Below are 18,340 nucleotides of genomic sequence, written 5' to 3'. Positions count from 1 at the left end.
ACACCGCGCCGCCCGGGGACGCGCGCCGACGGCCCGCGCCCTCGGGGGCGAGATCCGGCTGTCGGCGATGGAGGGGCTGGGGGACCGGGGCTACAGGGGGGTGCGGAGGCCGGAGGCGCGGCGGACGGGCGTCTGGACGGCGCGGCGGACCGCCGCCGCGCTGCCGAGGACGCGGACGTGCTCGCGGGCGCGGGTGACGGCCGTGTAGAGCAGCTCCCGGGTGAGCAGCGGGGACGCGGCCGGCGGGAGCACGAGCGAGACCCGCGCGAACTGGCTGCCCTGGCCGCGGTGGACGGTCATCGCGTGGACGGTCTCGACGGCGGGCAGCCGGTGGGTCCGCACCCGCAGCGGGGCGCCGGGGTCCCCGAGGACCGCGACCAGCCCCTCGCCGTCGGCGACGACGACGCCGGTGTCCCCGTTGTACAGCCCCGTCTCGCGGTCGTTCGCGGTGACGAGGACCGGCCGGCCCGGGTACCAGGGGCTGCGGGGGTCGAGCGGCTCCGGGTGCGGGCCGGCCGCCTCCGCCACCCACTGCTCGACGAGCGCCGACCAGTGCGCCACGCCCGCCGGCCCGCGCCGGTGGGCGACGAGCAGCCGGTGGGACCCCAGCGCGCGCAGGGCGCCGGCGGCGTCACCCGCGCGGGCGGCGTGGACGAGCTCGCGGCCGGCAGCGGCAGCGTCGGCCCGCAGGGAGGTCAGCGCCGCGTCGCCCGGCACGCCGTCCTCGGCGAGCTCGACGAGCTCCACTGACGGGTGGCCTGCGCGCAGCAGCCGCAGCGTCTCCTCCGCGTCCCCGGCCCGGATCGCCGCGGCGAGCGGGAGGATCGCGCTGCCCTCCTCCTGCCGGTGGACGGTGAGGAGGCGGACGACACCGCCCGCCCCGGACGCCTCCGGGGTGCGGGCCACGAGGTCGCCGAGCACCGCCCCGGCCTCGACCGAGGCGAGCTGGTCCGGATCGCCCACGAGGACGAGACGCGCGTCGGGCCGCAGCGCCTCGAGCAGCCTCGCCATGAGCGGCAGGGACACCATGGAGGTCTCGTCGACGACGACGACGTCGTGGGGGAGGTGGCGGCCCGGTCCGTGGCGGAAGCGGGTGGAGCTGCCCGGCAGCCAGCCGAGCAGCCGGTGGAGGGTCGAGGCGCTGAGCGTGCCGACCCGCTCGCGGTCCTCCTGCCCCAGCTCGTCGACGACCTCGTGGACGGCCTCCTGCAGCCGGGCCGCGGCCTTCCCGGTGGGGGCGGCCAGCGCGATGCGCAGCGGCCCGGCGACGTCCTGGAGGACGGCGATGAGGCGGGCGACCGTCGTCGTCTTGCCGGTGCCCGGGCCGCCGGTCAGCACCGTGAGCCGGCCCGTGACAGCGGCCGCGGCGGCCTGCCGCTGCAGCTCGTCGCCCGCGGCGGGGAGGAGACGGTCGAGGGCAGCGGTGAGCCGCGAGTCGTCGACGGCGGCCGGGGGCGCGGCGAGGCGCGCGTCGGCCTGGCGGCGCACGACCATCTCGTGGCGCCAGTAGCGGTCGAGGTAGAGGCGCCCGCCCACCCAGCGCACCGGCCGGTCTGCGGGACCCTCGACACCGACGGCGACGAGCGGGCTCGCCTCGATCGCGGCCTGCCACGCGGCGGGCGCGGGCCACGGGAGCTCATCGGGCGGTGACTCGGCGTCGGCGGCGAAGGACGCGGCGTCCTCGAGGTGGAGGCACACCGAGCCGGACCGCACCGCCCGCGTGGCCAGCGCGACGGCGAGGAGCACGCTCTCGTCGCGCTCGCCGACGAGCGAGCCCAGCCGCCGCGCGACCTGGACGTCGGCCGCCGCGAGGACCCCGGCGGTGTTGAAGTGGGCGAGCAGCGGCGGGGCGTGGACCGCGAGCCGGGCGTCGCCGTCGTCGAGGAGCGTCATGAGGCCCTCCCCTCGAGGAGCGCGGAGAGCGCGACGACGAGCGAGGCCGGGGGCCGCCACGCCATGACCCCGTAGGGGGTGCCGCCGGCGGCGGGCGTGCCCGGCCCGGCCATGCCGCGGACGAAGAGGTACAGCCCGCCGCCCAGGTGCCGCTCGGGGTCGTAGCCGCGCTGGCGCCAGCGCAGGTAGCGGTGCAGCGCAGCGAGGTAGAGCAGCAGCTGCAGCGGGTAGTGCGAGCGCATCATCGCCTCGGCGACGGCCTCGGGCCGGTAGTGCCACAGGGTGAGCGGCTCGTCGGGCGGCGCCAGCCGGTTGGTCTTGTAGTCGACGACGAGGTAGCGCGTCGCGTCACCCGTCCCGTGCCGCAGCACCGCGTCGATGCTGCCGGTGAGGTAGCCGTGCAGGCGCTCGGGCCCGAGGGCGGCGAGCTGGTCGGCGTAGGGCGCGAAGACGTCGTCGGCCGGCAGGTGGCGCCGCAGGAGGAGCGCGAGGTCGACGAGCGTGGCGGCGCTCGCCGCCGGGGAGTCGCCACCGGCGAGCGGCAGCTCGAACTCGAGCTCGGCGAGCCGGTCCGCGGGTGCGAAGCCGGCGAGCGTCGCGTCCCCGGCGAGGGGTCCGAGCGGGGTGGCGAGCACCTCCTCGAGGGCGACGGCGAGTGCCTCGGGGTCGAGCCCCGGCACGCGCGCGGTGCCGCCCTCCCGGCAGCGGTCGCGCAGCTCGGTCGCGAGGTCCGGTGCCGTCGTGTCGACCTGTTCCAGGACCTCGTGGACCACCGTGCCGAAGCCCGTCCCTCCGGGCAGCTCGGCCATGGGGGACGGCAGCGCGCGCGTGGGGTCGGGGCTGCCTGGGCCCGTGACGAGGACGTCGACCTCGTCCTCCACACCCGTCCCCTCCGGCTCGCTGCCCACCGGCTCGTGGTGCGCCGCGGCCGTGAGGCCCGTGTAGGACGTGCGCCGCCACGTGTGGTCGAGGCTGCGGCCCAGGCGCGCGACGGAGAGCTCCGGGCGCTCGGGCGGCGGGGGCTGCCAGGTCACGGGCCGGGAGCGCGCGGTGACGCGCTCGAGGGCCACCGTGCCGCCCGAGCGGGCGACGACGGCGGCCAGCGCGTCGGTGACGGCGTCGTCGGCGCGGACGGGCACCCGGGCCGGCGGCTCCTGCCCGGGGGCGTGCCCGCCGAGGAGGAGACGGGTGAGCGGCCCGGCGGGGGAGTTGGACGACGGCGCCCAGTGGACGACGACCTGCGCCGCGGCCCGCGTGAGGGCGACGTAGAGGAGGCGCAGGTCCTCCCCGCGCTCCTCGGCGAGGTGGCGGTCGCGGGCGTCGTCGTAGCCGGGATCCTCCTGGCCGCCGACGTGGAGCAGCCGGGTGCCGGCGTCGTCGTGGTAGCGGAGCACCGGCGGGGTGCGCGACTCGTAGCGGTCCCAGCCGAAGGGGACGTAGACGACCGGGAACTCCAGGCCCTTGGAGGAGTGGACGGTGACGACCTGGACGGCGTCGGCGTCGGTCTCCAGCCGGCGGCTGCGCTCCTCGGCGTAGTCGCGGTCCGCCTCGGCGATCCGCGTGCGCAGCCAGTCCGTCAGCGCGGCGACCCCGAGGTCCTCCTCGACCGCGGCCAGGTGCAGCGCCTCCCCGACGTGCCGGACGTCGGTGAGCACGCGCTCGCCGCTGGCCGTGGCCATGAGCCGCTCGGCGACGCCCGCGGTGGTGACCGCCTCGACGAGTGCCGCGACCCCGCGCTCGGTGAGGAGACGGGCCCAGCTGCGCACGGTGTCGGACAGCTCCTCGCGGGCGGCGTCCTGCGCCGTGCCGAGACGGGTGGCGTCCCAGCCGAGGAACGGGGTGAGGGCCAGCGCCGCGGCCCGTCCGCCGTGCCCGGGCTGCTCGAGCGCGGTGAGGAGCGTGAGCCAGTGACGGGCGGCGTCGGTGGCGAAGACGCTGAAGAGTCCGGAGACGACGGCGGGCACGCCGGCGGCCGCGAGCGCGTCCCGCACGGCGTCGGCATCGGCGTTGCGGCGGGCGAGAACGGCGACGTCGCCGGGGTGCAGCGGCCGCCAGCCCTCGCCGTCGTGAAGCTGGGTGGCACCGAGCCGGGCGACGACGTCCGCGGCGACGTCGTCGGCCACGAGCCGGCGCACGTCACCCACCCGCGGGTTCTTCGTGCCGGCGAGCCGGAAGGGCTCGCGGGTGACCTGCCGCAGCCGCACGGGCGGCCCACCCCGCAGGCGCCGCTCGCCGGTGTGGGCCGCGGCGACGGGCCGCACGACGATCGCCTCGTCCCCGAGCGCCGCACCGCCGAGGAGCGCCTCGAGGCCGGTGAGGAGCGGGGCGTCGCTGCGCCAGTTGCGCCCCAGGGTGGCGGTGCTCGTCGCGACCTCGCGGGCCTGGAGGTAGGTGACGACGTCGCCGCCGCGGAAGGCGTAGATCGCCTGCTTCGGGTCGCCGATGAGGACGAGGGTGCGGTGCCCGTGGAAGGCGGTGCGCAGGATCTCCCACTGGACCGGGTCGGTGTCCTGGAACTCGTCGACGAGGACGACGGCGTAACGCTCGCGGACCCGCGCGGCGGCGGCCGGTCCGTGGACGGGGTGGGTGAGGGCGTCGCGCAGCAGGGTGAGGAGGTCGTCGTAGTCGAGCAGGCGCCGGCTGCGCTTGCGGTGGTGGACCTCCTCGCGCACGGCCCGGGCGAGGGTCAGGCGGTGCCCGGGCAGGGAGTCTGCCGGGGCGTCGGTGGGGCGCAGGGCGGCCTGGTGGTCGCTCACCGCCTCCTTGCCGACCGTGCGGGCCTCGTCCGGGGTGAGCGCGGGCTCGCGGGACCCGGCGTACAGGCGCAGGTAGACGTCGTCGAGGACCTCCTCGCGCAGGTCGGCGACGTCCGGGACGAAGGTGTGGTCGGGATCGAGGTCCGCGGCCACCCCGAGGGAGGTGAGCATCTGCTGGCAGAAGCCGTGCGTCGTCGTGATGGTCGCGGCGTCGAGCTGGGACAGGGCGCGGGTGAGCCGCAGCCGGCGGGTGGCGACCTCACCGTCGTCGACGGCGGCGAGGTGGGCCACGACCTCGTCGCGGCTCGTGCGAGCGGTGGCGGGGTCGCGCAGGGCGCGCTCGGTGGCGAGGAGCCGGCCCCGGACACGGTCGCGCAGCTCGGAGGTGGCCGCCCGGCCGAAGGTGACGAGGAGGAGGTCGGCGAGCTCGATGCCCTGCTCGGCGACGTAGCGGGTGGCCAGGGCGGCGATGGTGAAGGTCTTGCCGGTGCCGGCGCTGGCCTCGAGCACGGTGGTGCCGCCCGGCAGCGGGCCGCACACGTCGAAGACGGGCAGCTCGGTCCCCAGCTCGGTGGTGGTCACGGCTTGTCCACCTGCTCGTGGGTGAGGAGCGGCTCCCACACCCGGCGGGCGAGGACGCCGAGCCGGCTCGGGTCCTGGGGGTACCAGGACCGCTCGGACTCGGTCGGCGTGCCGAGGATGTCGTCGAGGCTCGCGCCGGTGCCCCAGCAGATGACGTGGTGCTCGTCCGCGCGGAGGAACTCGTCCCCGTCCCAGGCGCGCCGGGCGTTGACGAGGGCCATGTCCGCGGAGTCCCCGCCGGCGCGGGAGGTGGCGTAGGTGCAGGCGACCGGGACCGGGACGGGCAGCGGCTCGCACAGGGCCAGGGCGTGGAGGTGGACGAGCTGGTCGAGCAGCTCGACCGCCTCCTCCGGCGTGGGCGGGGTGAGCCGGGCCACGTAGGCACCCGGCCGGCGGTGGTCGGGTCGCGCCACCGTGGCCGTGCGCCACGGCAGCTCCGGGTGGGCGGCGACGAGGGCGAGCAGCTGCACCCAGGCGCGCAGGCGGTGCTTGGGCGCCAGGCGGGAGTACGTGGCGCGCAGGACGGTGCCGCCGTGCACGCCGGGGACCGTCCCGGTGAGCGTGGTGCCGGAGGGCAGCGGGACGAGGACGTCGACCGCCTCCGCCGGCTGCGCCCGTTCCGCGGCCGCGGCGCTCGCGATCGGCACGACCCGGCTGCCGACGTCGAGCAGGGCGGTGCGGCCGAGCTCCTTGGGCGGGGTGACCCCGCGGCGCCACTCGGCGTTCATCACCTGCTGGTCCGGCACGCCCGCGAGCCGCGCCTGGAGGAAGCGCTCGCCGATCGCCCAGCCGTCGAGGGGCGCGAGGGTGAGGGGCAGGCGGTCGGCGACCTCGAAGTTCTCCCCGGCCACCGACAGGCCCAGGCGGTGGCGCAGGAAGTACTTGACCGGGTGCTCGAGCATGGCGACGAGGTCGGCGAGCTCGAGGCTGGCGGGGGCGGGCAGCGCGGGCAGCGGCTCGGTGAGGAAGGGGGCCCGCTCGACGCGCTCGCCGCGCCCGGCGAGGGCGGCGCGGTGGGCGACGGCGTCGAAGCTGAAGGGGACACCGGGCCGGCCGAGGGCACCGGGGGTGAAGTTGCGCTCGTCGACCACCTGGAGCGGGTGGTGGCGCAGGACGTGCTCGCGCACGGTGCCGGTGGGGGCCGTCGCGGTGGTCTCCAGGGCGTCGAGGAGCTCCCCGACCGGCACCGCGGGCGGCCGCGCGGCACCGGTGCGCTCGTGGGCGCCGGAGTACAGGAGGACGAGGTGGTCCTCGGCGGCGGTGACAGCATCGAGGAAGAGCTGGCGGTCCTCGCTGCGGCGGTCGCGCTCACCGACGCAGGGTTCGCGCAGGAGGAGGTCGTCGCCGTCCTGGCGGGTGCCGCGGGGGAAGGCGCCGTCGTCGACGCCGAGGAGGCACACGACCCGGTGCGGCACGGCCCGCATCGGCTCGAGGGAGCACACGGTGAGGGCGCCGGTGCGGAAGCCGGCCCGGGTGGGCCGCCCGGCGAGACGGTCGGCGAGCAGGGCGCGGACGTCCGGCAGCCGCAGGGAGGCGTCGGTGGCGCGGGCGCGCTCCTCGGCGAGCGCGCGCCGCGCGGAGACCACCTGCCAGGAGTCGGCGGGCGCGGTGTCGGCGAGGAGGGTGACGGCGCGGTCGAGGGTGTCGAGCCAGTGCGTCAGCGGCCGCGTGCCGTCGAGCTCGGCGAGGAGCGCGGTGAGCCGGTCGACGAGCTCGGCGAGCCGTCCGGCGAGGTCGATGTCGGTGCTGTCGACGTCGTCCAGGGGCAGGGCGTGCCCGACGTAGCGGTGGTCCTCCTCGGCCATGGCGGACCCGAGGAGGAGCCGGTCCAGGGCGACGTGCCACGTGCCCTGGAGCAGCCCGGGCAGCTCGAAGCGCGCGCGGCGCCGGGCGTCCTCGCCCCACCGCACGCCGGCGGTGGCGGACCACTCGCGGACGCGGTCGAGGTCGTCGTCGGTGAGGTGGAACCGGCGGCGCACCGGCTCGGTGGCCGCGAGGTCGAGCACCTCCGAGGCGGTGACGCGGCCGTCGGCGAGGCCGAGGAGCGTGGCGAGGAGGCCGAGGACGGGGTTGGTGCGGCCGGGTGCGCGGTCGGCGAGCCGCACCCGCATCGTGTGCCCGGGGTGGACGTCGGGGACGCGGTCGGGGGCGAGACCGAAGCTCGCGGTGACGAGCGGCGCGACCGCCTCGACGTCGGGGCACATGACGATGACGTCACGCGGCTCGAGGCTGGGGTCGGCGGCGAAGAGCCCGGCGAGCACCTCCCGGAGCACCTCCACCTGGCGGGCCAAGCCGTGGCAGGCGTGCACCTGGACGCTGGAGTCCTCCGGGGACAGCCGGTGGGGCACGGCGTCGGGGGCGTCGGCGGCGAGGCGATCCTGGAGGGCGGCGAGCAGCGTGCCCCCGGGTCGCGGCGCGGGGTGGTGGACGTCGGTGACGCCGTCGCCCAGCAGGCGGGTCTCCAGCTCGGTGGCGTCGCGTGCGGTGGAGGCGAGCAGCGGGTGCTCGGCGTGGACGCGCTGCTCGCGGCGCCGGCGGGAGGCCGGCTCGCCCGCGGCGGCGACCCTGGCCCACAGCGCGGGGGAGGGGTGCGGCAGCCACAGGTGGACCTCGCGGTGCCGGGCAAGCGCACGTAGGACGCGCAGCTGGTCCTCGGGCAGGCGGGTGGGACCGAAGACGCTGAGCCGCTCGGGAAGGTCGACGGACCCGGGATCCGCGACGACGGCGCGCAGCGCGTCCTCGAGGCGCTCGGCCGGCCCGGGCTCATCGACATGAGCGCGCAGCCGGCGCCACAGCTCGACCTGCCAGGCGAGGTCGGCGGGCACGGTGCCGCCCGCGCCGTCGTCGTCGCGTCCGTGCGCCCAGGCGCGCACCATGTCCGGGCGCTGCGCGGCGTAGGAGGCGTAGCGGCGCGCGAGATGGCGGGCCGCGCCGAGGCGGCGCCCGTGGCGGTGGTCGTCGGGCTCGTCGGCCCCGAGGTACCGGCCCAGCGGCGCCAGCCACGGCTCCGCGGCGTGGGCGTCGACGACCTCGAGGAGGGGCCAGGTGAGGCGCTCGGGCGCCCACGGGTCCTCCTCCGGGGCGCCGGGCAGGCCGGCGAGGACGCCGGTGACGAGACGGGCGGGGGAACCGAAGCCGACGTTCGCGCAGATGCCGGGCTCGCCGTCGGGGCCCGCGCCGAGGTGGTGGGACAGCCGCTGCGCGAGCCAGCGCTCGACGCCGCGGGTGGGCACGGCGACGACGTCCGGCGCGAACGGGTCCTCGGGGGCGTCGGCGAGCAGCGCCGCGAGTGGCGGGACGAGCGCATCGGCGCGCTCGGAGCGGTGCAGGTGCAGCACGTCCAGCCTCCCTCCGTCGGTTCGCTGCCCAGCCTAGGTGGGCCCACCGACATCGCCGGCTACGGCGCGTGGTCGACGGCGCTGGCCGAGCGGGCCGACAGGAGACGGCGGAAGGAGTCGAGCCGGGCCTCCCCGGCGGGGCCCGCGTCCCCGCGCGCCACCCACGCGTCGAGCTCGCACTCGAGGGCGCCGGCCTCGTGGTCGCAGCCGCGCGGGCACTCCGCGGTCACGGCGGCGAGGTCGGGGAAGCCGCGGAGGAGGTCGTCCGGGCCCACGTGAGCGAGCCCGAAGGAGCGCACGCCCGGCGTGTCGATCGCCCAGCCGCCGCCGGGCAGCTCGAGGGCGACGGCACTGCTCGACGTGTGCCGCCCGCGCCCCGTCACCTCGTTGACGATCCCGGTCGCCCGGCGCGCCCCCGGCACGAGCGCGTTGATGAGCGTGGACTTGCCGACGCCGGAGTGGCCCACGAGCACGGAGTCGTGGCCGGTGACGATCTGCCGCACCGCCTCCAGGCCCTGGACCTCGCCGTCGACGACGGCGGTCGCCACGGCGGGCACCTCCAGCGCTGCGTACTGGGCGAGGAAGGGCTCCGGGTCGGCGAGGTCGGCCTTGGTGAGGACGAGGACCGGCTGCATGCCGGCGTCGTAGGCCGCGACGAGGCAGCGGTCGACCATCCGCGGCCGCGGGGGCGGGTCGGCGAGCGCCGTGACGATGAGCATCCGGTCGGCGTTGGCGACGATGATGCGCTCAACGCCCGCGGCCTCGCTGTCCTCCGCGGAGCGCCGCAGCGCGGTCTCCCGCTCCTCGACGCGGACGATGCGGGCCAGGGTGTCGGGGGTGCCGCTCGTGTCCCCGACGACGCCCACGCGGTCCCCGACGACGACGGCGTTGCGGGCGCCGCGGCCGAGCTCGCGGGCCTTCATCGCCACGAGCCGCACGCCCTCCTCGGTGAGGAGCGCGTAGCGGCCGCGGTCGACGGCGAGGACCCGGGCGGCGACGGCGTCCTCGTGCTGCGGACGCTGCTTGGTCCGCGGCCGGGAGCCGCGCTTGGACGGCCGGACCCGGACGCGCTCGTCGTCCGTGCCGGTGTCCCGCCCTCTGCTCATCGCCCCTCCACTCAGCCGCGACCGCCCGTCGCGACCATGTCGGTCCACATCCGGGTGAAGTCGGGCAGGGTCTTGGCGGTCGTCGCGACGTCCACGACCTCCGTGCCCGCGACGCGCAGCCCGACGATCGCGGCGAAGGTGGCCATCCGGTGGTCGTGGTATGTCTCGAGGCGCGCGCCGTGGAGCCGGCCCGGCTCGATCTCCAGGCCGTCCTCCGTCTCGCGGGCGTTCCCGCCGAGCCTGGTGATCTCGGTGACGAGGGCCGCGAGGCGGTCGGTCTCGTGGCCGCGCAGGTGGGCGACGCCGCGCAGGCGGCTGGGGCCGTCGGCGAGCGTGCACAGCGCGGCGATGGTCGGGGTGAGCTCACCGGCGTCGTGCAGGTCGACGTCGAGCGGGTCGATGGCACCGGTGCCGGCCACGGTGAGGCCGCCGGGGCCGAGCTCGACCGACGCGCCCATCCGCACGAGCAGCTCGCGCAGCCGGTCACCGGCCTGGGAGGTGTGGGTGGGCCAGCCCGGCACGCGCACCCGGCCGCCCGCGACGAGCGCGGCGGCGAGGAAGGGCCCGGCGTTGGAGAGGTCCGGCTCCACCGGGACCAGGCCCCCGGCCACGGGACCGGGGTGGACGAGCCAGCGGGCCGGCTCGCCGTCGTCACCGAGCGAGACGTCGACGACGACGCCGCGCTCGCGCAGCACCTCGACGGTCATCGCCGCGTGCGGCTGGCTCGGCATCGGCCCGCTCCGGCGCAGGTCCAGGCCCTGCTCGAGGTGGGGGGCGATGAGGAGGAGCCCGGAGACGAACTGGCTGGAGGCACTCGCGTCGACCTTGACGACACCGCCCGGCAGGCCGCCGGTGCCGTGCACGGTGAAGGGCAGGGCGCCGCGGCCGTCGTCGTCCACCTGCGCACCGAGGTCGCGCAGCGCCTCGATGAGCGAGCCCATCGGGCGCTGGCGGGCGCGCGGGTCGCCGTCGAAGGTCACGGTGCCGTCGGCGAGGGCGGCGAGGGGCGGCACGAAGCGCATGACGGTGCCCGCGAGCCCGCAGTCCACCTCCGCCGGGCCGCGCAGCGGCCCCGGGTCGATGAGGAGGTCGGTGCCGTCGGCGTCGGGACGCCCGTCGGTGTCGACGTGCTCCACCCGCACCCCCAGCGCGCGCAGCGCGTCCACCATGAGCGCGGAGTCGCGCGAGTGCAGCGGGCGGCGCAGCTGGGTGGGCTCCGCGGCGAGCGCCGCGAGGAGGAGGTAGCGGTTGGTCAGCGACTTCGAGCCGGGGACCGGGACGACGGCGTCGAGCGGGCCGGCGGCCACCGGGGCCGGCCAGGCGAGCTCGGACGTGGTCTGGGTTGACATGCCTTCGAGGGTAGCGGGCACGTCCGGCGGCCCGGGAATCGCGCCTGGACCGGGGCCTGGCGCGGCGTCAGCTCAGCTTGGCCTTGAGGTCGGCCTTCGTCTCCTTGGCCGCGGCGCGGACCTCCCGCATCTTGACCTTGTGGCCGCGGGTGTTCGTGGCGCGCCAGGCGAGGGAGGGCTTGCCGTCACGGTCGAGGCCGGCGATGAGAAGACCCCCCACGAGGCTGGCGCCGGTGAGCAGGCCGCGGCGCATGTCCTTGCGGCGCTCGCGGTTGCTGGCCGTCCACACCGGGTTGTTGACGAGGGTGACGGGCACGGTGACTGCGGCGAGGGTGAGCGCGGCGGTGCGGGGCCGGCGGTTGGTGGCCAGCATGAGGCCGGCGAGCGCCGAGACGCCACCGGTCACCCGCACGAGCAGGCGGGTGTCGGAGGCGATGGAGGGCGGGATGCCGACCCTCTCCAGCGCGGGTTCGACCTTGCGGAAGCGCTCGACGTGGGAGTCGGGGTGCATCAGCGCGTCGACACCGGTGGCGACGAAGGACGACGCGAGCAGCGGGCGGGCGAGGCGGCGGGAGATGCTCATGGACCATTGCTACCGCAATCCGCGCGCCGCGGCGAGTGGTGCGGCTCACCGTCGTCGCCGTCCGTGGAATGCGTGGCCGCTCTCCCCGGTTGCACCGGCATGACCTGCCCACCGAGCACCCTCGACCGGCCACAGGACCCTCTCCTGGACCGCGCCTCCGGGCCCGGCGGACTAGGCTCGTGGGTGATGACCGAGGACCGAGACCTGGACCGCGCACCCGACACCGAGAGTGACGCGGAACGTGCGGCGCGCTTCGAGGCGGAGGCGCTGCCCTACCTCGACCAGCTCTACGGCGCGGCGATGCGGATGACGCGCAACCCGGCGGACGCGGAGGACCTCGTCCAGGAGGCCTTCACCAAGGCCTTTGCCGCCTTCCACCAGTACCGGCCGGGCACGAACCTCAAGGCCTGGCTGTACCGGATCCTCACGAACACCTTCATCAACACCTACCGGAAGAAGCAGCGCCAGCCCCTGCAGTCGGACGCGGACAGCGTCGAGGACTGGCAGATCGCCCGCGCTGCGTCGCACACCTCCCAGGGCCTGCGCTCGGCGGAGATGGAGGCGATGGACCGGCTCCCGGACTCCGAGATCAGGGACGCCCTCATGGAGCTGCCGGAGGACTTCCGCATCGCCGTCTACCTCGCCGACGTCGAGGGCTTCGCCTACAAGGAGATCGCCGAGATCATGTCGACCCCCATCGGGACCGTCATGTCGCGGCTGCACCGCGGGCGTCGCCAGCTGCGCGAACGGCTCGCCGACCACGCTCGGGAGCTGGGCATGAAGACCGAGGCGACATCATGAGCGAGCACACCGACCCGCTCCAGGACATCTCCGCCTGCCGCTGCGAGGAGCTCCTCGAGCACCTCTTCGAGTTCGTCGACTCCGAGATGGACGACCACGACCGCGAGCGGCTGCGTCGCCACCTCGACGAGTGCCCCACGTGCCGCGAGGCCACCGACGCCGAGACCCGCGTGCGGCTGCTGCTGCGCCGCTCGTGCCAGGAGGTCGCGCCGTCGACCCTGCGGCTGCGCGTCATCACGCAGATCAGCGTGCTCCGCTCGGGTGGCTCCACCGCTTGAGGGGCCTCACCGGCACCCGGGCATGCGAAAGGGCCGGCCACCGGGGCCGACCCTTTCCCGTGGCAGTGTCAGCTGTTGGGGCGCTTGCCGTGGTTCGCACCGCTCTTGGCGCGTGCCTTGCGCTTGCGTCCGCGCTTGCTCATGTTGACTCCCTGACGATCGGCCACCCGTTCCGGGTGGGGACAGCGGTCCATCGTCCCACATCCGCGGGCCCCGCGTGCGACGCGGTGGACGACGACGGCGTGGCAGGGTAGGGCCATGCTCGCCGCCTACGCCGCCGGCCAGGACGCCGATGACCCGCTGAGCGGGCTCGCCGTCGGGGAGATCGCCGACCCCGGAGCCCCGCACCCCGACTGGGTGCCCGTCCGGGTGCGCGCCGCGGCCCTCAACCACCACGACCTGTGGTCCCTGCGCGGGGTCGGGCTGCCGGCCGACCGGCTGCCGATGGTGCTGGGCTGCGACGCCGCCGGCACCGACGCCGACGGCCGCGAGGTGATCGTCCACGCCGTCGTCGGCGACCCGCTGTGGCGCGGTGACGAGACCCTGGACCCCGCGCGCACGCTCCTGTCGGAGAAGTACCCCGGCACGCTCGCCGAGACGGTGTGGGTGCCGCCGGGCAACCTCGTGCCCAAGCCGCCGGAGCTCGGCTGGGCCGAGGCCGCGAGCCTGCCGACGGCCTACCTCACCGCCTATCGCCTGCTGTTCACCGCCGCAGACCTGCGCCCCGGGCAGCGGGTGCTCGTCCAGGGAGCCGGCGGTGGGGTGTCGACCGCCGCCGTCGTCCTTGGCCGCGCCGCGGGCCTGGAGGTGTGGGTGTGCGGCCGCGACGAGGAGCGCAACGAGCGGGCCCGCGGCCTGGGTGCGCACGCCGTCTTCCCCGCCGGGGAGCGCCTGCCCGCCCAGGTGGACGCCGTCGTCGAGACGGTGGGCGAGGCGACGTGGGCGCACTCGCTGCGCGCGCTGCGCCCCGGCGGGACGATCGCCGTCGCCGGTGCGACGACGGGCGCGGCGCCGCCCGCCGACCTCAACCGGGTCTTCTTCCGCAGCCTGCGCGTCGTCGGCTCGACGATGGGCACGATCGAGGAGCTGCGCCGGCTCGTCGGGCTGCTCGTCGCGAGCGGCGCGCGCCCACACGTCGACGCCGTCGTGCCCCTCACGGAGGCGGCCGACGCCTTCGCCCGGCTCGCCGCGGGTGAGGTCTTCGGCAAGCTCGTCCTCGAGCTGCCCGAGGAGCGTGGGCCCGGTTCGGTGTGACGGCCCGTCCGACGCGGCGCACCTGACGAGCGAGCAACTCGCCCGACCGCGGCGCTTCCAGCGTACCGCTGAGCCTCGTCGACCGTCGCAGGTCATCTGCTGCTGCATGGCGGGTGCGTCGGCCGTTGACACCGCGCCGCAAGGGTGGGAATAATCGCTGTACCCGATAGGCAATCCTTTGCCTATCGAATCGGAGGGTCAGTGTGGACCAGGTAGATCGAGCCGGTGACGGCCGTGCGGGCGCGGCTGTCACGCCACCCGCGCGTGGGGTGACAGGGCGTTACCCGACGCTGAAGGACGTGGCCCGGGAGGCGGGCACCACGGCGGCCACCGCCTCCTACGTGCTCAGCGGGAAGGAGGGGCGATACATCAGCACGGACATGCGCAACCGGGTGATGGCTGCCGTTGCCACCACGGGCTACATCAAGAGCAGCCCGGCGAGCAGTCTGCACGGCAAGCGCCAGGGCATCATCGCGGTGCTGGTTCCGCAGTTCAGCAACCAGTACTTCACCAACCTCATGGTGGCCATCGAGTCGGTCGTCGAGAAGCAGGGACTGTCGCTGTCGATCAGCAACACCTTCGACGATCCCGATCGTGAGCGGGACCTTGTCGTCAAGATGGTCCAGCAGCGCGTCGACGGCTACATCCTGATCCCGACGACGGCCGGGGCACGCAGCACGGACCCCATCCGCAAGCTCAGGGTCCCGATGGTTCTTGTCGACCGCCCGCTGCAGGGCGCCAGCGGGAGTTTCACCGAGGTGTTCCCCGACAACTATCGCGCCGGCTACGTGCTGGGCGAGCACCTCGGCCAGGCGGGCCACACCCGGGTGGCCTACCTCGGGTGGGACTCAGGATTCGAGATTTTGGACCGCCGGCGCGAGGGGTTCTGGGACGGTCTTGCCGCCGCGACGGGAAAGCGGCAGCGAGAGGTGTCCGTCAACGGGGACTTCCCCGCGGACGGTGGGTACCGCCTCGCCGAGCGCGTGCATCGTGAGCACCCCGACGTCACCGCCTGGTGCCTCGGCTTCAACGTGCCGGCACGCGGCAGCGTCGACTACCTCCGCGACCAGCGGATCAAGGTCGGCGAGGACCTCTCGGTCGTCATGATCGGCGCCCCCGACTGGGCGCTTGTCGGTGCCAACGACTTCACGCTCGTCGACCTGCGCCCGGAGGAGATGGGCCGTACGGCCGCTGAACGCCTCCTGCAGGAACTGTCCGGTCCGCAGGCCGCACCTGCCCGAACAACAGTCGACTGCCTGCTCCACGCCGGCAGCTCCGTCATGGACATCCGCAACTCCCACTAGGAGAACCGCTATGAAGAACACGAAGAGGACGGCGATCGCTACTGTCGCCGCTGTCACGCTGCTGCTTTCCGCCTGTGCCGATGACGGCGGAGACGCGGACACGTACCCCGAGCGGGATGTCAACGTCACCGTCCCGTTCAACGCCGGTGGCTCCACGGACCTGACGGCCCGCACCGTGGGCGAGGCCATGGGCAACCACTGGGGCAAGGAGATCGTCGTGACGAACACCCCTGGCGCCGGTGGTTCCGTCGGCACGCAGTCGGTGCTGAACGCCAAGGCCGACGGATACACGGTCCTCGCCGACGGCATGCTGAGCTTCACCTCCATGCCGGTCATGGGCACGCTCGAGACCATGCCGGCTGACTGGGACTTCTGGCTCGCGACGTTCACCCCGAACATCATCGCGGTGCCGGCAGAGTCGCCGTACGAGACCATCGACGATCTCCTGCAGGCGATGGAGGAGAACCCCGGGCAGGTCTCGGTCGGCACCGCGGGACCCGGTAGTGCGGGCCACATCGCGGCCGAGCTGATCGCCACCGCGGCCGACGTCGAGTACCGCCATGTGCCCTACGAGGGCGGAAACCCCGCCATCCTCGCCACCCTCGGGGGAGAGGTGGACTTCGCGCCCCAGCTGCTCGTGGAGATGCACGACATGCTGATCTCCGGTGACCTGCGTGGGCTCGCGGCGCTCTCGGACGAGGCAGTCACCCTCGACGGCGGCATCACGATCCCGACGCTTGCCGACGCGCTCCCGGAGATCGCCGACATACTGCCGATGGGTCAGACCACCGGCCTGGCAGTGCCGAAGGGCCTCGACGAGGGCATTCTCGCCGCGATCGACGAGGGCTTCGAGGCCGCGATGCAGAACCAGGCCTTCCTCGACTTCTCGGCAGAGAACGGCATGCAAGCAGTGGCGATCGGCCGCGCCGATGCCGGTGACCGCGTCGCCGAGCTGCAGTCGATCGTCGCCTGGACCCTCTTCGACGCCGGCGTCGCGGAGAACGACCCCGAGGACTTCGACATCCCCCGGCCGTGACCAGCGAGGGTGGTGAGCATCGTCGCCCACCACCCCGCTGCCGGCCCCGCCTGAACGGGAGTCACCAATCATGGGCAACGAACCCAAGCTGAACTTCATCAGCTCAACAGTGCTCAGCATCCTGTCGATCGCGATTCTCGCGGGCAGCGTGAGTATCTACGTGGCATCGGGCGAGCCGCTCCATGCCTCACCGGCGCTCGTCCCGGGAATGCTCGGCGGCGTCCTGCTCGCCTCCAGCCTCCTGCTGCTCCGCCAGTCAGTGGGCCGTGACGGCCTGCGGGCCCGCGTGTCCGAGGCGCAGGCCTGGCTCGTCGGCGTGGCCAGGCACCCCGACACGCGCACCATGGTGATCGGCCTGCTGCTGATGGCCATCTACACCTTTGTGCTCATCCAGCTGCTCCAGTTCTGGGTCGCGTCGCTGATCTTCACGGTCGCCGTGCTCGCGTTCCTCAGGGCAGCGCGCTGGTACTCGGTGCTCGTCATCGCCGGCGCGACCGTCGGCGGGATCGTCGTCCTGTTCTCCGTCATCTTCAACATTCCCCTCCCGTGAGGTCGAGCCATGTCTGACTACCTCCTCGACGCTCTCGCCACTGTCACCGAGCCGCTGAACTTTGCGGTGCTGATCCTGGCGACGTTCGTCGGCCTCGTGATGGGCATCCTGCCGGGTCTGTCCGCGACGATGGCGATCGCCCTGCTCGCCGGTCTCACCTTCGGCCTGCCCACCGATACCGCTCTGATCTCGCTGCTGGCGATCTACGTCGGCTCCATCTCCGGGGGCGCCCAGACCGCGATCCTGCTCAACATCCCGGGGACTCCAGCCTCAGCTGCAACGGCAGTCGACGGCTTCCCCATGGCCCGTCAAGGCAAGGCCGGGAGCGCGATCCTGATGGCGATCACCGCGTCCGCGCTGGGCACGGTCATCAGCGTCATCTTCCTGCTGACGCTGACCCCCCTACTGACCCGCGCGGCACTGAACTTCGGTGCCTGGGAGTTCTTCCTGCTCGCGGCCTTCGGTATCGCCATCTGTGGCACGCTCACCGCGCGGGACCATGCGTTGAAGGGCTGGATCGCCGGCTTCCTGGGGCTTTTCGTCGCTCAGATCGGCCTCGACCCCATTGGTGCGGAGCCGCGGTTCGTCTTCGGCAACGTCAACCTCATGGGCGGTATCCAGCTGATTCCCATCATGATCGGCCTGTTCGGCTTCCCGGAGATCGTCAAGGCGTTCCGTAAGTCGGATCATGTCCCGCTCAAGGTGGTGAAGGTGAAGGTCGGTGACGCGGTCGGTGCGGTGTTCCGCAGCTCGTCGACGGTGCTGCGCTCCTCCGCAATCGGAACCGGCGTCGGGATCATCCCGGGAGTCGGCGAAGACGTCGGCGGCTGGCTGTCCTACGCGGCCACCAAGGGCCTGAGCAAGGACTCCGAGTCCTTCGGCAAGGGCAACAAGCTGGGGGTCATCTCGGCGGAGTCCGGCAACAACGCGGCAATTGGCGGCGCGCTCATCCCGATCCTGTCGCTCGCGGTCCCCGGCTCAGCCCCGGCCGCGGTCCTGCTCGCAGCCTTCCTCATGCACGGCTACCGTCCCGGCCCGCTGCTGACCCGTGAGTCCCCGGAGTTCGTCTTCGAAGTTGCCGTCTACCTGGCCGTTTCCGCGGTCGCGATGTGGTTTTTGGCGCTGCTCGTGATGAAGCTGTCGGTGCGCGTCCTCGGTCTGCGCAAGGAGATCCTCATGCCGGTCATCTACGTGCTGGCGGTCGTCGGCTCCTACCTCATCAACTACTCGCTGTTCGATGTCCGGATGATGCTGGTCTTCGGCCTCGTCGGACTGTTCCTGTACGAGTTCGGGTTCCCGGCCGCGCCCTTCCTCCTTGGCGTCATCCTTGGGCCTATGGCCGACTCCAACCTCCGGCGCGCCCTGATCCTCAGCGAGGGCAGCTGGCTACCCATGTTCCAGCGGCCCATCAGCCTGATGTTCCTCGGCCTGATCGTCATCATCTTCGTGGCCCAGCTGGGCGCGTTCGGAAAGATCAAGAAGCTCGTGTCCTCTGGAAAGGGAAAGTAGT

The 18,340-nt window shown here is 74.2% G+C and carries 14 protein-coding genes; 7 read left to right on the top strand and 7 right to left on the bottom strand.

The window, feature by feature from the left end; all coding sequences use genetic code 11:
• Positions 1-90 precede the first annotated feature (90 nt).
• The 6 genes from recD to M3148_RS08290 all read right to left on the bottom strand — a co-directional run bounded on the left by recD (position 91) and on the right by M3148_RS08290 (position 11,607).
• On the bottom strand, positions 91-1,893 hold the full coding sequence (gene recD / locus M3148_RS08315) for an exodeoxyribonuclease V subunit alpha (protein ID WP_251304210.1): 1,803 nt from the start codon (positions 1,891-1,893) through the stop codon (positions 91-93).
• Complete coding sequence (locus M3148_RS08310; protein ID WP_251304209.1) at positions 1,890-5,231, bottom strand: UvrD-helicase domain-containing protein; 3,342 nt, start codon at positions 5,229-5,231, stop codon at positions 1,890-1,892. Before M3148_RS08310 ends, recD begins: the two co-directional genes overlap by 4 nt.
• Positions 5,228-8,569: an exodeoxyribonuclease V subunit gamma gene (gene recC, locus M3148_RS08305; RefSeq protein WP_251304208.1), complete on the bottom strand. Its 3,342-nt coding sequence runs from the start codon at positions 8,567-8,569 to the stop codon at positions 5,228-5,230. Before recC ends, M3148_RS08310 begins: the two co-directional genes overlap by 4 nt.
• Before the next feature lie 59 nt (positions 8,570-8,628).
• A complete protein-coding gene (rsgA, locus tag M3148_RS08300; RefSeq protein ID WP_251304207.1) occupies positions 8,629-9,675 on the bottom strand; it encodes a ribosome small subunit-dependent GTPase A in 1,047 nt (348 codons plus the stop codon).
• 11 nt (positions 9,676-9,686) lie between these two features.
• Positions 9,687-11,024 carry a 3-phosphoshikimate 1-carboxyvinyltransferase gene (gene aroA / locus M3148_RS08295; protein WP_251304206.1) on the bottom strand — a complete coding sequence of 446 codons (1,338 nt, stop codon included), beginning with the start codon at positions 11,022-11,024 and terminating at the stop codon, positions 9,687-9,689.
• Positions 11,025-11,091: 67 nt separating this feature from the next.
• On the bottom strand, positions 11,092-11,607 hold the full coding sequence (locus M3148_RS08290) for a DoxX family protein (protein ID WP_251304205.1): 516 nt from the start codon (positions 11,605-11,607) through the stop codon (positions 11,092-11,094).
• A 99-nt stretch (positions 11,608-11,706) separates the two neighbouring features.
• On the opposite strand from M3148_RS08290, the gene M3148_RS08285 reads away from it, so the two are divergent.
• Both M3148_RS08285 and rsrA read left to right on the top strand, forming a co-directional pair.
• Positions 11,707-12,408 carry a sigma-70 family RNA polymerase sigma factor gene (locus tag M3148_RS08285; protein WP_285883828.1) on the top strand — a complete coding sequence of 234 codons (702 nt, stop codon included), beginning with the start codon at positions 11,707-11,709 and terminating at the stop codon, positions 12,406-12,408.
• Positions 12,405-12,686 carry a mycothiol system anti-sigma-R factor gene (rsrA, locus tag M3148_RS08280; RefSeq protein WP_251304203.1) on the top strand — a complete coding sequence of 94 codons (282 nt, stop codon included), beginning with the start codon at positions 12,405-12,407 and terminating at the stop codon, positions 12,684-12,686. Before M3148_RS08285 ends, rsrA begins: the two co-directional genes overlap by 4 nt.
• 68 nt (positions 12,687-12,754) lie before the next feature.
• Here rsrA and M3148_RS18895 read toward each other — a convergent pair whose 3' ends face one another.
• A complete protein-coding gene (locus M3148_RS18895; RefSeq protein ID WP_372435141.1) occupies positions 12,755-12,829 on the bottom strand; it encodes a 50S ribosomal protein bL37 in 75 nt (24 codons plus the stop codon).
• A gap of 115 nt (positions 12,830-12,944) precedes the next feature.
• Between M3148_RS18895 and M3148_RS08275 the strand changes: the two genes are divergently transcribed.
• From M3148_RS08275 to M3148_RS08255, 5 genes are all read left to right on the top strand, one after another.
• On the top strand, positions 12,945-13,940 hold the full coding sequence (locus M3148_RS08275) for a zinc-binding dehydrogenase (protein ID WP_251304202.1): 996 nt from the start codon (positions 12,945-12,947) through the stop codon (positions 13,938-13,940).
• A gap of 299 nt (positions 13,941-14,239) precedes the next feature.
• Positions 14,240-15,244: a LacI family DNA-binding transcriptional regulator gene (locus tag M3148_RS08270; RefSeq protein WP_251304201.1), complete on the top strand. Its 1,005-nt coding sequence runs from the start codon at positions 14,240-14,242 to the stop codon at positions 15,242-15,244.
• Between the two features lie 10 nt (positions 15,245-15,254).
• Complete coding sequence (locus M3148_RS08265; protein ID WP_251304200.1) at positions 15,255-16,280, top strand: Bug family tripartite tricarboxylate transporter substrate binding protein; 1,026 nt, start codon at positions 15,255-15,257, stop codon at positions 16,278-16,280.
• A gap of 70 nt (positions 16,281-16,350) precedes the next feature.
• A complete protein-coding gene (locus tag M3148_RS08260) occupies positions 16,351-16,830 on the top strand; it encodes a tripartite tricarboxylate transporter TctB family protein (RefSeq protein WP_251304199.1) in 480 nt (159 codons plus the stop codon).
• Between the two features lie 9 nt (positions 16,831-16,839).
• On the top strand, positions 16,840-18,339 hold the full coding sequence (locus M3148_RS08255) for a tripartite tricarboxylate transporter permease (RefSeq protein WP_251304198.1): 1,500 nt from the start codon (positions 16,840-16,842) through the stop codon (positions 18,337-18,339).
• Position 18,340: the final 1 nt, after the last annotated feature.

It is taken from the genome of Georgenia satyanarayanai (assembly GCF_023715365.1).
GTDB lineage: Bacteria > Actinomycetota > Actinomycetes > Actinomycetales > Actinomycetaceae > Oceanitalea > Oceanitalea satyanarayanai_B.
This window is presented reverse-complemented; position numbering and strand designations above follow the sequence as displayed.